Below are 17,733 nucleotides of genomic sequence, written 5' to 3'. Positions count from 1 at the left end.
TTTAACGATGCGCATCCTCGCATAACCACCATATTATTACGCGGCGAAATTACGTGCTTTTGTGCAATAATACGGCGTATTTTTTCACTTGGCGCTTCGGAGTTGCAGATATTGGCCGACCTTGACCGTATCGATACCAAAATCCTTCGAATATTGCAGGAAAATGCGGATATCGCGAATGCAACCCTTGCCGATCATGTTGGCCTGTCGCCCTCGGCCTGTTTGCGCCGTGTTGCCAAACTGCGCGAATCTGGCGTTATTCGCAAAACTGTCGTCGTGATTGACCCGGCACTGGTCGGGCGGCCACTGACCGCGGTGATCAATCTGGAATTTCATCGCCATGGCAACCGCTACCGGCAGGACTTTATCAAAAAAGTCCGCACCCTTGAAGCCGTTCGGCAATGTTACCTTGTCACCGGCGAGGTCACCGGTGTTCTGGTCCTGCATATGCGCGACATGGCGGAATATACCGCCCTTTGCGAAACCCTGTTTGACGCGGACGACAACATCGTCTGGTACCGCACCTATATCGCGACCGAGATATTAAAGGATGAAGTCGGGGTTGCGTTATAGCCGTTTCAGGCAAACTATGAGGATAACGGATCTGCGCCGATTTGCCCGGCCCATACACCCGGAAACAAAACTGTCCGAAAGTGGTGCGTATCAATGCTTGGCTTTTTGTTGCGTCGCGATAAGATCGTAGGCGGATTGCAGGTCCGATCAGCAGGATCGTCAGGGTCCGGGGAAAAACGTATTCAAGATATAATCGGAGGGTTTCATGACAGACGTCGTAATTGTGGGTGCAGCACGCACACCGATCGGCGCTTTTAGCGGTTCGCTGGCCAATACCCCAGCACACGAGCTTGGCGCTGTTGCCATCAAGGCGGCTCTGGAACGTTCCGGTGTCGAGGCGGATGCCGTAAACGAAGTCATTTTCGGTCAGGTCCTGACCGGTGGGGCCGGACAGAACCCGGCACGCCAGGCGGCCATCGCGGCGGGTATCCCCGATAGCGCAACCGCCTTTGTCATCAACCAGGTTTGTGGTTCGGGCCTTCGCACCGTTGCCCTTGCCGCCCAGCAGATCATGGCGGGTGACGCCAAAATCGTTGTCGCTGGTGGTCAGGAAAACATGTCCATGTCACCGCATGTCGCCAATCTGCGCGCCGGTCACAAGATGGGCGATGTCAAATTCATCGACAGCATGATCAAGGATGGCCTGTGGTGTGCTTTCAACGGCTATCACATGGGCAATACCGCGGAAAACATCGCCAATAAATGGCAGATCACCCGCGAAGATCAGGATGCCTTCGCGACCGCGTCCCAGAACAAGGCCGAAGCCGCCCAGAAATCCGGTCGCTTCAATGATGAAATCGCCCCCGTCACCCTTTCCTCACGCAAGGGCGATGTGATCTTCGATGCCGATGAATATCCGCGCCACGGTGCTTCTATCGAAGGCATGGCAAAGCTCCGCCCGGCGTTTGACAAGGAAGGCACGGTAACCGCGGGTAACGCATCGGGCATCAATGATGGGGCCGCCGCCCTGATTGTCATGTCGGCCGATGAAGCCGCCAAACGCGGCCTGACGCCGCTTGCGACGATCAAAAGCTGGGCGACTGCCGGTGTTGATCCTGCCGTCATGGGTTCCGGCCCGATCCCGGCATCGCGCAAGGCTCTTGAAAAGGCTGGCTGGTCGGTTGGTGATCTTGACCTGATCGAAGCCAACGAAGCCTTTGCCGCACAGGCAATTGCGGTCAACCGCGACATGGGCTGGGATACCGATAAGGTCAATGTCAATGGCGGGGCGATCGCCCTTGGCCATCCGATCGGCGCATCAGGCGCACGTGTCTTTACCACCCTGCTTTACGAAATGCAGAAACGCGATGCCAAAAAAGGCCTTGCGACATTGTGCATTGGCGGCGGCATGGGGGTCGCACTGTGCGTCGAACGCTGATCGCTTCGAACCATCTGATTGGATGAAACGTGCAGGGCGGCCTCCTTTGGGGGCTGCCCTGTTTGTTTACCCGAGGACGCAGATGAAATTCGACCAAAGTTCACGCATTTCACGTGACATGGATGATGGAGAAGAAATAAAGTTACGTTTATAGTTCTTTTTATGGACTAAAGTTTCGCATGTCGTAGAAGGGCAAACTACGGGATACCGATACATGAATTCGATGACTGAAGTTTAGGGAGGCGACCATGACAAAAACAGCACTGGTAACCGGTGGTACACGCGGAATTGGCAGGGCAATCAGCCTGGCGCTTAAGGAAGCGGGCTATACGGTTGCGGCAAACTATGCCGGCAATGACGAAGCCGCACGCGCCTTCACCGACGAAACCGGCATTGCGACCTTTAAATGGAGTGTCGCGGACGCGGATGCCTGTGCCGATGGCATCCGGCAAGTCGAATCCGAAGTCGGCCCTGTCGATTTCCTGATCAATAATGCCGGTATCACCCGTGATGGCTTCATGCACAAGATGTCCGTCGATCATTGGCAGGCAGTGATCGAAACCAACCTGAGTTCGCTGTTCTATATGACCAAGCCGGTTCTGGATGGCATGCGTGAACGCGGCTTTGGCCGGGTGGTCAATATCTCATCGATCAATGGTCAGGCCGGTCAGCTTGGCCAGACCAACTATTCCGCGGCCAAGGCCGGGGTGCACGGCTTTACCAAGGCATTGGCACAGGAAGTCGCGCGGAAAGGTATTACGGTCAATACCATCGCGCCGGGTTACATCAATACCGACATGGTTGCCGCGGTTCCCGAAAAGGTCCTTGAAAGCATCATCGCCAAAATCCCGGTCGGCCGTCTGGGCGAGGCCGAGGAAATCGCACAGGCCGTCCTGTTCCTTTGTGGTCCGAATTCCGGCTTCATCACCGGTTCCTGTCTGTCGCTGAATGGCGGACAGCATATGTTCTGATCGCACTGCTTGCGTTCAAACTCATCAAAACACCCCGCAGATTGCTGCGGGGTGTTTTGCATTTATGATCACGCTTTCAGAACGTCGTCGGTCGTTACAATCTTGGCAAATGCATCGGCCAGAATGGTCAGTTCGGCACGGTGCAATTCCGCGGCCGGGATGGTGGCGTGATTCGCTGTTGCAGGCAGGTCGCGTGTGGTGACCGCATCCCCGGCGATGGTAACCTGTAATCCCTGTTCGTTGGCGGAACGTGCGGTGGTCGACACGCAGACATGTGTCATGAAACCGGCCAGCACCACATGTTTCAAACCGGCCTGATCAATCAGGTCGCGCAGATTGGTACCGCCAAAGGCATTGGGCACATTCTTTGTCAGAACCGGCTCGCCCTCATGAGGGGCAACTTCGTTCATGATCGCGGCATACGGACCTTCGGGATCAAACAATCCCTGTCCGTGATGCTGGATATGGATCAGGGTGCCGTTCTGCGCACGCCAATGGGCGACCAGGCGGGCAATATTGTCCAGTGCCGGTTCAAGCTCTGATAGCTTCAACCGCCCGCTGCGATATTCTTCCTGGGCATCAATCACGATCAATGCCGCATCACGAACCGATCCGGTCGGCAGTTCAACGCCAAGAATTTCAAAGATGGATTGTGCACTCATGGTGGCTGTCCTTTCAAAGTCATTTGGATGGCCTGATCATGCATCTGCATGTTTGCAGTTTAAATCCGTCAGTTTGCAGATATGATCTGCGTATATGCAGAAATCATAACCGGATGATGATCCATGGATTGGGAAGCCTTGCGGACATTCGCCGTCGTTTGCCGCGCAAATACCATGAGTGCGGCCGCGCGTGAACTTGGCGTCAACCAGACGACGATTGCGCGCCGTATTGCCCGCCTTGAAGAAGCCACCGGCTTTCCCGTTCTGCTGCGTCGGGATGGCCTGATGCGCCCGACATTGCGCGCACAAAGCCTTCTGAAAACCGCAAGGGCGATGGAGGCCGAAGTCAGTACCTTGCTCGAAGCAAATGGCACTTTGTCGGAAAAGGTAGCCCGTCCGGAAATATCGGGTGTTGTTCGTGTTGCCGGGGTGGATGTGATTTTTGAAAACTGTATCGCCCCGCGTCTGGGGGAACTGACATCAAACCATCCATCCCTTTGCGTCGAACTGATTGGCGGCAACCGCAATCTAAGTCTGCCGCAACGCGAAACCGATATTGCGCTACGCCTTGCCCGGCCTCAAACCGGGGCATTTCACATCCGGAAAATCGGTGTGATGGAATACGGTATTTATGGTCCCGATGGGATCAATGACCCGACCGATGCACCGTGGGTCGATCTTGACGACGCGTTTGCCGACAAGCCCGAACAGATATGGCTCAACCGCCATTTCCCTAACCGCCAAACCATCAGCCGTTCCAATAGCGGGTCCATCATGGCGACGATGGCGTGTTCGGCCAATGCCTTTGCCCTGCTGCCACGATGCCTGGGGGATCGCGTCCCGGGGCTTACGCGCAAACCCGATATCGAGCCGGAGGGACGCGAAATCTGGCTCCTGATCCATCAGGACATGCGCCATGTGCCGCGTGTGCGGGTTGTCGCCGAATGGGTGTCTGATGTGCTGACTGGCAGTGCGGCAATTAAATCCGTGTGATCCTGCACTGTTTGTTTGACAGTGCGATGTATTGGTTGTGATTGTTGAAATACTACAACTTATGCGGCGAGCAGGGGCAGGCCATGGACGAGCACAAAAAATACACATCGGCCAACCGTGCTGCATGGGATGTCTCCGCACCGTTGCATGAAGTCGGTGAAACCTGGCAAAGACTTTTGGCCGAGGTTGCGAAAGCCGATTTTTCGACATTCGACGAAACCTTGTGGGAAACGCTGGCGGATGTCGGTGTCGCGGGAAAACGCGTCGTGCAGGTGTGCTGCAATAACGGTCGCGAAGTGTTGTCCTTGTCGGCCATGGGCGCAAAAACTGTGCTTGGGATTGATCAATCCGATGCATTTCTCGCGCAAGCCCGGAAGCTGGCGCATCTGTCGGGACGGAAATGTGATTTCCTCTGTGCGGACATCTACGAATTGCCGGAAGACATACCGGGCGATTTTGACCTTGGTTTGATTACCATCGGCGTTCTGAACTGGATGCCGGACCTGAAACGTTTCTTCGATGCTGTCTCAGGGCTGCTGGCCCGGGATGGGATGCTCGTTATCTATGAAATTCACCCGTTTCTTGAAATGTTTGATCCGTCTGCTGCTGATCCGTTTTCACCCTCCCAGTCTTATTTTGACCGTGGACCACACGCGAACGAAGATACCATCACCTATGACGGATCTGATGGCGGGCAGGGGCCGGTTTCATGGTGGTTTTCCTACACGATGGGCGAAATCGTGTCTGCGGCTGTCGCGGCCGGATTAAAGCTGGAATGTCTTAAAGAGTATCCGCATTCAAATCGGGAAACTGAATTTGATATCTATGAAGACAGGAAAGCCCAGATCCCGATGTGCTATACGCTGGTGTTGCGAAAAGAACGGTAATTCCTGTTGATGGAACGATGATTACACCGCGGTAATCGTGATATCGGCCAGAATGCTGCCTTTCTGAACGGTATGTGCGTTGGGGATGTCATTATCCGATGCTTTTTGCCGTGCTGCTGGTTCGTCATGGCCATGATCAAGCCACCGTTGCACAAGACGCTTTTCCAGAATCGGAAGCGGTATGTCGATGAACAGGGTCAGGTCGAACAGGCCTGCCAACTGGTTCCATGGCGACTGGTTGAGCAACAGATAATTGCCTTCGACAATCACGATCCGATGGCCGCGTGAAACGCATCGCGCCGATCCGCGTGACAGTTCCAGATTGCGGTCAAACACCGGCACATAAACATCGTCAATGTCGTCGCGAATGGCATCAAGGGTGCGCTTGAAGCCGCCGGTATCGAAGGTTTCCGGCGATCCCTTACGCGGAAGGAGGCCGCGTGCGGAAAGGATGGCATCATCGAAATGATATCCATCCATCGGCACGACAACAGCCCCGGCCTCATCACCCCCCAGATGGTGATGAAGCCGTTCGGACAAGGTTGACTTGCCCGAGGCTGGTGCCCCGGCGATCGCGACAAGGAGGCGACGATCGCCAATCCGTTTGTCCCTGATCATCGCGGTCAGGGTCTCGATATTCGGTGTCATCCCGTCATGCCGCCGCCGATATTTCGGGTGGTTCCTTGGCGCCGGTCATGAAGGCAACCGCGTCCGACATGCTGTAATCATCTGGATTGATTGTACACAGACGTTTACCCAAACGATGAACATGGATGCGATCCGCCACCTCGAACACATGCGGCATATTGTGAGAAATCAGCACAATCGGCATGCCGCGCGATTTGACATCGGCAATAAGTTCCAGCACCCGGCGGCTTTCCTTGACGCCCAATGCCGCGGTCGGTTCATCCATGATCACGACGCGCGATCCAAAGGCCGCCGCACGGGCAACTGCAACCCCCTGGCGCTGCCCACCCGAAAGCGTTTCGACCGCCTGATTGATGTTCTGGATGGTCATCAGGCCAAGCTCGGAAAGCTTTTCACGCGCAATCCGCTGCATGCCCTTATGGTCCAGTGCGCCGAAATACTTGCCCATGAAACCCGGTTTGCGAAGCTCGCGGCCCATGAACATATTGTCCGCAATCGAAAGGGCAGGGGAAAGCGCAAGGTTCTGATAAACCGTCTCGATCCCGGCTTCGCGGGCTTCCATCGGTGATGAAAAACGCACCGGTTTGCCATCAAGCTCGATGGTGCCTTCATCAACCGTGATCGCGCCCGAAAGCGCCTTGATCAGGGATGATTTTCCCGCACCGTTATCGCCGATCACCGCAAGGACTTCACCGGGATAAAGGTCAAAATCCGCCTGATCCAGTGCGGTGACACGACCATAGCGTTTAACGATACCGCGTGCGCTCAAGACCGGCTTTTTATCCGTGCTCATGACGATACCTTTCTGATCCACTGGTCGATGGCAACGGCAATAATCGTCAGCCAGCCAATCGCAAACACCTGCCAAAGAACATCAACCCCGACAAGCCGAAGCCCCGAATTGAACACGCCAACGATCAACGCCCCGATCAACGGGCCGATGATTGACCCGCGTCCGCCAAACAGCGAAATGCCGCCAATCACAACTGCGGTAATCGACTGCAGGTTTGCTTCCTGAAAACTTTGCGGCGATACCGAGCCAACGCGCCCGATCGATGCCCAGGCACCAATGCCACATACTAGCCCGGCCAGACCATAAACCATGATAAGCGTGCGGTTGGTGCGAATGCCCGAAAGTTCGGCGGCTTCCTTGTCATCGCCAATCGCATAAACATGCCGGCCCCAGCTTGTATGGTTCAGGATGTACCAAAGGACTGCAAAAATCACCAGCATCAGGACCGAGCCATAGGTGATCCGTGCCCCGCCAATCGCGATGCTTTCGCCAAAGAATTTCAAAAGCGGTGCGATTTCATCCAAGGTCTGGCTGCGGATCGATTGCGCGCCCGAAAGCCAAAGGTTCAGCGCAAAGAAAATATTCCACGTGCCCAGCGTCACGATAAAGGGTGGCAATTTGATCCGGGTGACCAGAAACCCGTTCAACATCCCGGCCAGAATCCCGCCGACAAACCCGATCAGGATCGCAAGCGGTGCCGGAACGCCAAGCGTAATCGCGAGCTGCCCCATAATGACCGACATCAGCACCATGATCGCACCGACCGAAAGATCAATCCCGGCAGTCAGGATCACAAGGCTTTGAGCGGCGGCCAGAATGCCGATGATCGAAACCTGCTGCACGATCAGCGACAGGTTGAACGGCGAAAAGAACTTCGATCCCGCCAGCGCCCCAAAAATGATAATCGAAATGACAAGGACAATGACCGGCACCATCGTCGGATTGCCATGCAGGAAATGCTGCGTGGCATCCAGAAAGTTCCGGCTTTTATGTTCGAACTGCGCAACCGCCTTGTCGCTGGCGTCAAGCGTCTGTTCGTATTCCTGTTTTGTACGAGATGTGCGAGCAGTTTCGCTCATCGCTTCCTCCCGGCCTGGTCGTGAATATCGGTTGCGAAAAGGCATGCGCAACGGCTCATCACATGCCCCCGCCGGTTCTGATGAACGGTTTGCATCGGGTAGGGGCTGACCAAGTGTAACCTTTTTGTGGGACAAGAGGGCGGCGTTTATGACCGCCCTCCTCGAATATCAGATCGTCACGCTAAGGGGCCTAGCCCCAGCAGCGTTTCATGCCTTCCTCGATATCAATCGACGGAACGCCTTCTGCCGGATCGCCGGTCACAAGGTTAACCCCGGTATCATAGAAGTTAAGACCTTCGGAATTGGCCGGTTTTTCACCGCTTTCGGCCCAGGACTTGATCGCCTCGATCCCCTTATAGGCCATATCAAGCGGATATTGCTGCGATGTCGCGCCAATCACGCCATCCTTGACGTTCAAAACGCCCGGGCAACCACCATCGACCGACACGATCAGAACGCCTTCTTCCATGCCAAACGATTTCAGCGCCTCATAGGCACCGGCAGCGGCCGGTTCGTTGATGGTATAGACGACATTGATTTCGGAATCCTGCTGCAACAGGTTTTCCATCGCCTTGCGGCCGCCTTCCTCGTTACCGTTGGTGATGTCATGGCCGACAATACGGGGATCATCTTCATCACCGATTTTGTTCGGATCCTTGATGTCGATGCCAAAACCTTTCATGAAGCCCTGATCGCGCAGCACATCAACCGATGGTGCACTTGGCGTCAGGTCAAGAAACGCGATTTTCGCATCCGAGGCCTCATCGCCAAGTTTGGCCGCGGCCCACTGACCAATCAGCTCACCGGCCTTGAAGTTATCGGTGGCAAAGGTGGCATCGGCCGAGTCAATCGGTTCAAGCGGTGTATCAAGGGCAATTACCAGCAACCCTGCATCGCGCGCCTTTTTGACAACCGGCACAATCGCCTTGGTGTCCGATGCGGTCAGAAGGATGCCCTTTGCACCCGATGCAATGCAGGATTTAATCGCCTGCACCTGGGTTTCATGGTCACCATCGATTTTACCGGCAAAAGTCGAAAGGTTGACACCATTGGCAACAGATGCCGCCTGTGCGCCTTCTTTCATTTTCACGAAGAACGGGTTGATGTCGGTTTTGGTGATAAGGCAGGCACCGATTTCATCGGCTTTGGCCCCGTTGGGTGCAACGGCAAGGCCAAGCGCAAGCGCCCCAAGGGTGGCGCCAACAAGAGTCTTCTTCATCTGTTTCCTCCCAGGAATAACCTGATGTTCGGCCATTTTGGCCGGATTTGTTCATTTTGCGACAGGTGGAACGTATCGTTACGCACGTCTTTTGCGCCTGTCTGTTGCCTACGACACACCAAATGCGTGAAGCTGTCAATTAATAAATCCGATTGATTTATTAATTAATCCTGTCACTCTTATTAGCAATCGGGCAATAAAGGACCCGAGTGGGAGGACAACGGATACCAATGACAGCTTCACTGAATACCAACCCGGATATCACCGGGGATGAGGGGCAGGGAGCGCGTCCGCTTCATCCGGGCGGGGGTGCGAACCAGTTGCGCGTGCGCGCCTATAATGAACGGCTGGTGCTGTCGCTGGTCCGCCGCAATATCGGATTGTCCAAGGCCGATATTGCCCGTCTTTCCGGCCTGTCCGCCCAAACCGTCTCCGTGATCATGCGCGCCCTTGAAAAGGATGGCCTGCTTAAACGTGGCGATCCGGTGCGCGGCAAGGTTGGCAAACCATCGATCCCGATGGCGCTTAACCCGGATGGTGTTTTTTCCTTCGGCCTTAAAATCGGACGACGCAGTGCCGAACTGATCCTAATGGATTTTGTCGGCACGGTGCGGGCCAGCCTGAACGAAGCCTATAAATACCCGACCCCCGATGGCATCCGCAAATTCGTCCGCGCCTCGGTCGAACAATTGTCCGGCGGGTTATCCCCCGCCCAGCGCCAACGCATCGCCGGGATCGGCATTGCCGCGCCGTTTGAATTATGGAACTGGGTCGAAGAAGTCGGCGCACCACCCGAAGATATGAGCGCCTGGCGCGAAGTCGATCTGATCGATACCATTGGCGAAATCGTACCGTTTCCGGTCTTTCAGCAGAACGATGCAACGGCGGCCTGCGGGGCGGAACTGGTCTTTGGGGCGGGGCCGAATTATTCCGACTTTGCCTATTTCTTTATCGGTTCGTTCATCGGCGGTGGTGTGGTGCTTAATCAGGCGCTTTATGCTGGTAAAACCGGCAATGCCGGAGCTTTTGGCTCGATGCCTGTGCCCTCGCGTTCCGGCCATCCCAGCCAGTTGATCGATCAGGCATCCATCTTCGTGCTCGAAGAAATGCTGACCCGCGAAGGCCGCGATCCCGCCCGTTTGTGGAAAGATCCCGATTACTGGCATCAGCTTGGCGCAACCCTTGATCTCTGGATTGATCACACCGCGCGCGGCCTTGCGATTGCCATTACCTCGGTCTGCTCGGTAATCGATTTCGAAGCCGTGATTGTCGATGGCGGCTTCCCAGCCGATGTCTGCGCCAAAATTGTCGATGCCACGCGCAAGGCAACGCTGAAACTCGACCTGCAGGGCATCGCCACCCCGCATATCGAACAGGGTGTGGTCGGCAGTGCCGCCCGCGCCATCGGTGCGGCCAGCCTGCCATTGTTTTCGCGATATTTGCTTGATCAGAACGTCCTGTTCAAACAGATGGCCTGATCAGGACCAGATCATCAGAACCGATCCTTCCGCCCCCGGATTTCGGCAAAAATCTCGGCGGCAGTTGCCCCTTCCATACCAAGGTCGCTGGCGACCGATGCATGATCGGCGCGCAGGAACGGGTTGGTCGCCAGTTCCTTGTCGAGACGTGATGGAATGGTCGGGATACCGCGTGCGCGCAGATCGTCAATCTCGGCACAGCGCGCCTTAAGCGCGACATTGCCAGTTTCAATCGTTGCGGCAAACCGGGCATTGGACTGGGTATATTCATGCCCGCAATAGACCAGCGTCTCGCCCGGTAAATCGCGAAACTTTTGCAGCGATTGCCACATCTGATCAGGCGTTCCTTCAAACAACCGTCCGCAGCCCAGCGCAAATAAACTGTCGCCCGAAAACAGGGCCGATACCGCCGGGAAATAAAATGCGATATGGCCGCTGGTATGGCCTGGCACGTCAAACACCTGCCCGGAAAGCTTACCGATCATAACCGTATCACCCTCGGCAACTTTCTGATCCATGCCAGGAATGCGTGCCGTTTCTGCCCTGGGGCCAACAAGCTTTGCATCGTATTTGGTGATCAGCTCGCCATTGCCGCCGATATGATCATTGTGATGGTGGGTATTGATCACGATATCAAGCGACCAGCCGCGATCTTCAAGCGCGCTGATCACCGGGCCTGCTTCGCCGGGATCGACAATCGCCGTTGTGCCGGTTTCATGGCAGCGCACCAGATAGGTGTAGTTATCGGAAAGACACGGAATGACAAAAACGTCGCCTGCGGACATGGCCGACCTCACATCTGTGAATGCTGTTTGCGGCTAGCCTAACAGGTTGCGGCTTCTTAAAACAATCACGCATCATGCAAAGTTTTTACGCTTCTATGAGGCTACGGGTACGTAAATAAGTTCCCGCCCGTATCACTCGATGCTAGGCTATTTTCATGCGTCAGGATGTTGTTGATCTTCACCGCTTTTATGCCGGAAGCCTCGGGCAGGCTGCCCGCCGTCTGATCCGGCGCCGTTTGCGCGTCATGTGGTCGGATGTGCGCGGCATGCGCGTGCTTGGTTTTGGTTATGCTACGCCCTATCTGCGCCCCTTCATGGGCGAGGCGGAACGCGTACTGGCTTTTATGCCTGCCCAGCAGGGGTGCGTGCACTGGCCGGCCGATGATCCCAACCATGTCGCCCTGACCGAAGAAACCATGTTGCCGCTGCCTGACAGCTCGGTCGACCGCATCCTGCTGGTGCATCTGGTTGAACATTCCGATTCCATGCGCCGTCTAATGCGCGAATGCTGGCGGATTTTAACCCCCAATGGCCGGATCGTGGTGGTAACACCGAACCGAAGCTCGCTTTGGTCCTGGTCTGAAAATACACCCTTTGGCTTTGGCCATCCCTATAGCGTGTCGCAGCTTCAAAACCTGATGCGCGAAAATATGTTTCTGCCCGTGCAGCACAGCCGTGCATTGTTCCTGCCCCCGACCCAGCGACGGTTTCTGCTGCGCTGGTCGCAGGTATTTGAAAATGTCGGATCGCGTCTGTTCAAGGCATTTGCAGGTGTCTCGATTGTCGAAGCCGGCAAACAGCTTTACGCCAGCACCGGTACTCCGGCGCGCAAGCGCCGCCTTGTGCATATCCCGGTTTCCGTGCCACCCCTGCGCCCGGCCGATGGCAATCAAAGCCATCAGGGCAAGCTGCTGACATGCGAAAAACGCGCCGATGATCCAGCCGGGAAATCAGATTGCGCCGCTTCCGGGGATTGACCTTTGTTGCTGCAATCGCGAAATAACAGTCTTGGCGTTTGCTGGGAAAACAAGAAAAAATGCATAACGGGATTGGCAAAAGGGCAACGTGGCTTCGGGCTGCGCTGATATCGCTGTTATTGTGCGGTACTGCATCGGCGAAGGAACCGATACGGATCGAACTGTTTGGCGAGGAAAACAATATCCCCTATGCCTATCTCGAAGATGGCGTTCAGCCCGCCGGAATTTATGTCCGCATCCTGCGCGAGGCATTCCGCAAACTGCCCGACTATCATGTAAGCTTTGCCGCCATGCCGTTCAAACGGGGCATGGATTTGTTGCAATCCGGGCAGATATTCGGATATTTCCCGCCCTATTATCGTGAAAGCCGGGACTGGATTGAACGTTATTCCGTGCCGATCCTTCAGGAAACGGTGGTTGCGATCTGCAATGACGACTATGTCCGAAGCCATCGGCTCGACCATTTCCCGCGCGATTTCAAAGGTGCCAGATTTGCCAATAATGCCGGCTATCGTATGGCCGGAACCCCCTTTTTCGATATGGTCGAGAAGGGCGATATCGAACTTGAAGAAGGCAACACCACCGAAAGCAATCTGCGCTTTCTGATGGCCGGGCGGGTGGATTGTTATGTCAATGAACGGATGGCCATCCTGGCGGGCCTGCGTGAATTGCGCACGGACCCGGACATTGCGCGCAAATTCAACGAGGTCGCGATCATTGCGCGCGAATTCGGTTATGTCGCATTCGGCCCGGATCCCGATGGCAAATGGCCCTATCGCGATAAGTTCGCCAATGACCTTGACCGTGTATTGCTTGATATGAAGCAAAGCGGCGAAATCGACCGGCTGGTCACGGAATATTTCGCGTATTAGGTCTGCTGTCTCTACGCAAAAAAGCCGCCGGGGGAACCGGCGGCTTTTAACGTCTTAGCAGATACTCGAACGATTAATGTTCGACATCACGCCAGATTTTGCGTTTCACCGCATACAGCATCGCGGTCAGAACGATCAGGAACAGGATAACTTTCAGGCCCATGGATTTGCGGGCTTCAAGTTCCGGCTGTGCTGTCCAGTTCAGGAACGCAACAACATCACGCGCATGCTGTTCCATCGTCATTGGCGTGCCATCGGTATATTCAACTGCCTCGTCATAAAGCGGCGGTGCCATTGAAATCTGATGACCCGGGAAGTAGTGGTTGTAATGCTTCCCTTCCGAAAGGTCGAAGCCTTCGGGGGCTTCTTCCTCGTAACCGGTCAGCAGACCGAAAACATAATCCGGGCCTGCTACGCGGGCTTTGTTCATCAGCGACAGATCCGGCGGAATTGCCCCGCCGTTTGAAGCAGCCGCAGCCTTTTCATTGGCAAAGGGCGACGGGAAATAATCGGACGGCTTGCCCGGACGGGTGAACATGTCACCATCATCGTTCGGGCCGTCTTCTATTTCATAGTCCGCTGCAATTGCCTTGATCTGGTCTTCATTGAAGCCGATGCCCTGAAGGTTACGGAACGCAATGAAGCGAAGGCTGTGACAGCCTGCGCAGACGTTTTTGTAAACCTGGAAGCCACGCTGCAACTGGGCACGGTCATAAGTGCCAAACAACCCGTCCCAGCTCCAGTCCTGCGACGGCGGAACCGGCGCGTCACCGGCGGCTTTTGCGCCCGTGCCGGCAAGGGCAGTCAGGGCAAATGCGGCTGCCATGGCGGTAAGTGCAAATTTACGCATTTGCCCCCTCCTTGAGAACGGATTCGCTGATACTCGCCGGAAGCGGTTTGGGTCGTTCCAGTTTGCCCACAAGCGGCATAACCACAAGGAAATGCACAAAGTAGTACAGCGTTGAAAGCTGGCCCATGACGATGACCTTAAGGCCCTCGATCCCCATGAAGTAATCATCGGGTGCCTTTGCACCGCAATAGCCGAGCACGAAAGTGTCGATGACAAATAGCCAGAAGAACCATTTGTAAACCGGACGGAATTTCGAGCTGCGAACCTTCGAGGTGTCAAGCCACGGAATAACGAACAGGATCACGATCGACGCAAACATTGCCAGCACGCCCAGCAGCTTTGCCGGAATGCCAAAGATCGTGAAATCGATTGACCGCAGGATCGCGTAGAACGGCAGGAAGTACCATTCCGGTACGATATGCGGCGGGGTTACCAGCGGATTGGCCGGGATGTAGTTATCCGGATGGCCAAGGAAATCCGGGGCAAAGAACACAAACGCACTAAAGAAGATCAGGAACACGCCCAGACCGAACAGGTCCTTGATCGTATAGTACGGATGGAACGGTATGCTGTCCTGCGGGGTTTTGATTTCAACCCCGGTCGGGTTGTTCGACCGCACGGAATGCAATGCCCAGACATGCAGGACGACAAGGCCCAGAATGACGAATGGCATCAGATAATGCAGCGAGAAGAACCGGTTTAGCGTCGGGTTATCGACCGAGAAACCGCCCCACAGCCAGGTCACCAGCGGATCACCGATGATCGGGAAGGCCGAGAACAGGTTGGTAATAACCGTCGCCCCCCAGAAGGACATCTGGCCCCACGGCAGGACATAGCCCATGAAGGCGGTTGCCATCATCGCCAGAAGGATCAGGATACCGATCCACCACAGCATTTCGCGCGGAGCTTTGTAAGACCCGTAATACAGGCCGCGGAAAATATGGATAAACACGGCAATGAAGAACATCGACGCGCCGTTCATGTGGATATAGCGGATCAGCCAGCCATAATTCACATCGCGCATGATGCGTTCGACTGATTCAAACGCCATACTCGTATGCGGCGTATAATTCATCACCAGGAAAATCCCGGAGAGGATCATCGTCACCAGAACAAAACCGGCCAAAGAACCAAAGTTCCACATATAGGACAGGTTCTTCGGGGTCGGATATTCATATGCGGAATGGTGCAGCATGGAAATGATCGGAAGACGATCATCGACCCATTTCACCACTTTGTTATTCCAGACGGGTGCACTCATCATACAGCTCCTTAGCCGATCCGGACGGATGTGTCGGTGAGGAAGGTGTAGGTCGGCACCTCTAGGTTCTTCGGCGCAGGACCCCGGCGAATACGGCCAGACGTATCATAGTGCGAGCCGTGGCAAGGACAGTACCAGCCGTCATAATCACCGCGGGCCTCGCCTGTGGCGGTGCCCATCGGAATGCAGCCCAGATGGGTACAGACACCGACAACGATCAGCCATTCCTTTTTCTCGACGCGCGCGTCATCGGCCTGCGGATCGACCAGCTCGTTCAGTGCGACCTCTTCGGCCTCGTTGATTTCACGCTCGGTACGGTGGCGGATGAATACGGGTTTACCGCGCCACATGACCTTGATGGCCTGACCGACCGGAATATTTGACAGGTTAACTTCGACCGAGGCCAGCGCAAGAACGTCCTTGGACGGGTTCATGCTGTCCACGAACGGCCACAGCGCCATGCCGGTGCCAACAACACCGACTGCCGTGGTCGCCAGGGTCAGGAAATCCCTGCGGTTCTCGTCCGGGTTATGATCCCCGGATGATTGCACCGTTTGCGACATAATGTATTCCTCTTTCTGCCCCCAAAACAGGCATGCGGAATGCCCAACTGCACACTTAGGGCAAACACCTTTAATTTCCATTGACGGAAATCAAACAATGCTTTTGCCCCAAAGCCTTCAGGCCTGAAACCGGGTTCGTATACTAACAAAAAAGAGGTTTGTTAAGGGGAACTTGGAGTTGCAAATTGTTCGCATTCGATTTGCCTATTTGGTTTTGCGCTGCACAATGGAAGCGAACGTAGCGTTTTCTAACAGGCTGGCGTATTCACAACCAAGTGGTTATATCCTTGTCTCGCCTTATTCCAAATAAGTCTAATGGCGATATATCGGCGTAATTTTGTAAGGTTTTGCGCCCGGATTTCAGGTCGAAAATATTACGAGTCTATAGGGCGTTATGAGAATCTGTCTATTCGAACCCGACATTCCCCAGAACACCGGTACAATCCTGCGCATGGCGGCATGTCTTGGCGTTCCCGTTGATATTATCGAGCCCTGTGGTTTTCTTCTGACCTCGGCGGCACTCAAGCGTGCGGGGATGGATTATCTGGGGGCGGCGGATTATACACGCCATGCCGATTGGCGCGGCTTTGTGCAGGCGCGTAGTGATGGAACCGTTCCGGGGCGTCTGGTATTGCTGACGACCAAGGGGGCGGTGCCCTATTGCGATTTTGACTATCGACCGGATGATATTCTGATGCTGGGCTCCGAAAGCAGTGGTGTGCCCGATCAGGTGCATGATTATGTCGATGCCCGCGTCGTTATTCCGTTAAAACCCGGAATGCGGTCACTTAACGTTGCTATGGCAACCGCCATGACATTGGGTGAGGCCCTTCGACAAACCAGCAGCTTTCCGGAGAAGGCCTGATGACCAGTACTGATAACGATCTGATCGCCCAAAAGATCGAAGAGCACAAGGAAACAGCGCGAAACTGGTTCCGCCAGTTGCGCGATGAAATCTGTGCCAGTTTCGAGGCGCTCGAAGATAGCTATACCGGACCACTTGCCGATCAACCTGCCGGGCGGTTTGAACGCAAAAGCTGGGAACGCGGCGAAGGGCAGGGCGGCGGTGAAATGTCGGTCATGAAGGGCCGCGTGTTTGAAAAGGTCGGGGTCAATATCTCGACCGTGTATGGCGAGTTTTCTGAAAAATTCCGCGCTGAAATCCCCGGTGCTGCCGAAAACCCGAATTTCTGGGCCGCAGGCATTTCACTGGTGGCCCATCCCTGTTCGCCCCATGTCCCGGCTGTTCACATGAATACCCGCCATATCGTGACCACCAAGGCATGGTTTGGCGGTGGGGCCGACCTCACCCCGGTTTTCCCCAAGGATGCCGACACGGCCGATTTTCACGGTGCCTTAAAGGCCGCCTGTGACGCGCATGGCGATGATTATTACGACCGGTTCAAAAAATGGTGCGATGAATATTTCTTCCTGCCACACCGGAACGAGCCGCGCGGGGTTGGCGGCATTTTCTATGATTATCTGGATGCCGACTGGGATGCGGATTTTGCCTTCACGCAGGATGTCGGTCGTGCCTTTCGCGATATCTATCCCGAACTGGTCAAACGCCATTACAACAAGCCATGGACCGACGACGAACGTCGCGCCCAATTGATCAAGCGCGGGCGTTATGTCGAATTTAACCTGCTCCATGATCGCGGCACGCGCTTTGGCCTGATGACCGGTGGCAATACCGAGGCGATCCTGATGTCGCTGCCGCCGGAAGCCAACTGGCCGTAAATAA

Annotated in this window: 19 protein-coding genes; 10 read left to right on the top strand and 9 right to left on the bottom strand. The window is 55.2% G+C overall.

Features of this window, described 5'->3' with window-relative positions; genetic code table 11:
• Positions 1-111 precede the first annotated feature (111 nt).
• From R1T41_RS04230 to phbB, 3 genes are all read left to right on the top strand, one after another.
• Positions 112-573 (top strand): Lrp/AsnC family transcriptional regulator, encoded by a 462-nt coding sequence (locus tag R1T41_RS04230; RefSeq protein WP_114109642.1) that lies wholly within the window; start codon positions 112-114, stop codon positions 571-573.
• A gap of 205 nt (positions 574-778) precedes the next feature.
• The gene (locus tag R1T41_RS04225; protein WP_062960838.1) at positions 779-1,951 is read left to right on the top strand and encodes an acetyl-CoA C-acetyltransferase; all 1,173 of its coding nucleotides are present in this window, start codon (positions 779-781) and stop codon (positions 1,949-1,951) included.
• A 248-nt stretch (positions 1,952-2,199) separates the two neighbouring features.
• Positions 2,200-2,922, top strand: coding sequence for an acetoacetyl-CoA reductase (gene phbB / locus R1T41_RS04220; protein WP_062948099.1), 723 nt, complete (start codon positions 2,200-2,202; stop codon positions 2,920-2,922).
• 68 nt (positions 2,923-2,990) lie between these two features.
• Here phbB and R1T41_RS04215 read toward each other — a convergent pair whose 3' ends face one another.
• Complete coding sequence (locus tag R1T41_RS04215) at positions 2,991-3,584, bottom strand: cysteine hydrolase family protein (RefSeq protein ID WP_317340168.1); 594 nt, start codon at positions 3,582-3,584, stop codon at positions 2,991-2,993.
• A 123-nt stretch (positions 3,585-3,707) separates the two neighbouring features.
• Here R1T41_RS04215 and R1T41_RS04210 point away from each other — a divergent pair, with 123 nt between their 5' ends.
• On the top strand, positions 3,708-4,577 hold the full coding sequence (locus R1T41_RS04210) for a LysR family transcriptional regulator (protein WP_317340166.1): 870 nt from the start codon (positions 3,708-3,710) through the stop codon (positions 4,575-4,577).
• Positions 4,578-4,660: 83 nt separating this feature from the next.
• The gene (locus R1T41_RS04205) at positions 4,661-5,464 is read left to right on the top strand and encodes a class I SAM-dependent methyltransferase (RefSeq protein ID WP_317340164.1); all 804 of its coding nucleotides are present in this window, start codon (positions 4,661-4,663) and stop codon (positions 5,462-5,464) included.
• A gap of 21 nt (positions 5,465-5,485) precedes the next feature.
• Here R1T41_RS04205 and R1T41_RS04200 read toward each other — a convergent pair whose 3' ends face one another.
• The 4 genes from R1T41_RS04200 to R1T41_RS04185 form a co-directional block, all read right to left on the bottom strand.
• Entirely contained in the window at positions 5,486-6,112 is a 627-nt protein-coding gene (locus R1T41_RS04200) for a nucleoside triphosphate hydrolase (protein ID WP_317340162.1), read from the bottom strand.
• A gap of 4 nt (positions 6,113-6,116) precedes the next feature.
• Positions 6,117-6,905: an ATP-binding cassette domain-containing protein gene (locus R1T41_RS04195; RefSeq protein WP_062948091.1), complete on the bottom strand. Its 789-nt coding sequence runs from the start codon at positions 6,903-6,905 to the stop codon at positions 6,117-6,119.
• Positions 6,902-7,984: an ABC transporter permease gene (locus tag R1T41_RS04190; RefSeq protein WP_097052039.1), complete on the bottom strand. Its 1,083-nt coding sequence runs from the start codon at positions 7,982-7,984 to the stop codon at positions 6,902-6,904. The genes R1T41_RS04195 and R1T41_RS04190 overlap by 4 nt, the downstream gene beginning before the upstream one ends.
• 190 nt (positions 7,985-8,174) lie before the next feature.
• On the bottom strand, positions 8,175-9,203 hold the full coding sequence (locus tag R1T41_RS04185; protein WP_317340161.1) for a sugar ABC transporter substrate-binding protein: 1,029 nt from the start codon (positions 9,201-9,203) through the stop codon (positions 8,175-8,177).
• Positions 9,204-9,433: 230 nt separating this feature from the next.
• Between R1T41_RS04185 and R1T41_RS04180 the strand changes: the two genes are divergently transcribed.
• Positions 9,434-10,681: an ROK family transcriptional regulator gene (locus tag R1T41_RS04180; protein WP_317340159.1), complete on the top strand. Its 1,248-nt coding sequence runs from the start codon at positions 9,434-9,436 to the stop codon at positions 10,679-10,681.
• Between the two features lie 14 nt (positions 10,682-10,695).
• Here the strand turns inward: R1T41_RS04180 and gloB are convergent, their stop codons facing one another.
• Positions 10,696-11,466, bottom strand: a complete 771-nt coding sequence (gene gloB, locus R1T41_RS04175) for a hydroxyacylglutathione hydrolase (protein ID WP_317340158.1) — start codon at positions 11,464-11,466, stop codon at positions 10,696-10,698.
• 155 nt (positions 11,467-11,621) lie between these two features.
• Here gloB and R1T41_RS04170 point away from each other — a divergent pair, with 155 nt between their 5' ends.
• Both R1T41_RS04170 and R1T41_RS04165 read left to right on the top strand, forming a co-directional pair.
• Positions 11,622-12,443 (top strand): methyltransferase domain-containing protein, encoded by an 822-nt coding sequence (locus R1T41_RS04170; protein WP_231858115.1) that lies wholly within the window; start codon positions 11,622-11,624, stop codon positions 12,441-12,443.
• A 59-nt stretch (positions 12,444-12,502) separates the two neighbouring features.
• Positions 12,503-13,315, top strand: a complete 813-nt coding sequence (locus tag R1T41_RS04165; RefSeq protein ID WP_317340155.1) for an ABC transporter substrate-binding protein — start codon at positions 12,503-12,505, stop codon at positions 13,313-13,315.
• A 73-nt stretch (positions 13,316-13,388) separates the two neighbouring features.
• On the opposite strand, the gene R1T41_RS04160 is transcribed toward R1T41_RS04165, so the two are convergent.
• Genes R1T41_RS04160 through petA form a run of 3 tightly spaced genes read right to left on the bottom strand, consistent with a single transcriptional unit; the run spans position 13,389 to position 15,989 of the window.
• Positions 13,389-14,165 carry a cytochrome c1 gene (locus R1T41_RS04160; protein ID WP_114120622.1) on the bottom strand — a complete coding sequence of 259 codons (777 nt, stop codon included), beginning with the start codon at positions 14,163-14,165 and terminating at the stop codon, positions 13,389-13,391.
• Positions 14,158-15,429: a cytochrome b gene (locus R1T41_RS04155; RefSeq protein ID WP_209220363.1), complete on the bottom strand. Its 1,272-nt coding sequence runs from the start codon at positions 15,427-15,429 to the stop codon at positions 14,158-14,160. The genes R1T41_RS04160 and R1T41_RS04155 overlap by 8 nt, the downstream gene beginning before the upstream one ends.
• An 8-nt stretch (positions 15,430-15,437) precedes the next feature.
• Entirely contained in the window at positions 15,438-15,989 is a 552-nt protein-coding gene (petA, locus tag R1T41_RS04150) for a ubiquinol-cytochrome c reductase iron-sulfur subunit (RefSeq protein ID WP_114120624.1), read from the bottom strand.
• Between the two features lie 394 nt (positions 15,990-16,383).
• On the opposite strand from petA, the gene R1T41_RS04145 reads away from it, so the two are divergent.
• Positions 16,384-16,854, top strand: a complete 471-nt coding sequence (locus R1T41_RS04145; RefSeq protein ID WP_114109656.1) for a tRNA (cytidine(34)-2'-O)-methyltransferase — start codon at positions 16,384-16,386, stop codon at positions 16,852-16,854.
• Positions 16,854-17,729 (top strand): oxygen-dependent coproporphyrinogen oxidase, encoded by an 876-nt coding sequence (hemF, locus tag R1T41_RS04140; protein ID WP_114109657.1) that lies wholly within the window; start codon positions 16,854-16,856, stop codon positions 17,727-17,729. Before R1T41_RS04145 ends, hemF begins: the two co-directional genes overlap by 1 nt.
• Positions 17,730-17,733: the final 4 nt, after the last annotated feature.

Origin of the sequence: Thalassospira lucentensis (genome assembly GCF_032921865.1) — a bacterium.
Taxonomy (GTDB): domain Bacteria; phylum Pseudomonadota; class Alphaproteobacteria; order Rhodospirillales; family Thalassospiraceae; genus Thalassospira; species Thalassospira lucentensis_A.
The sequence above is the reverse complement of the archived record's forward strand: the minus strand, read 5'-3'. Positions and strand labels throughout refer to the sequence as shown.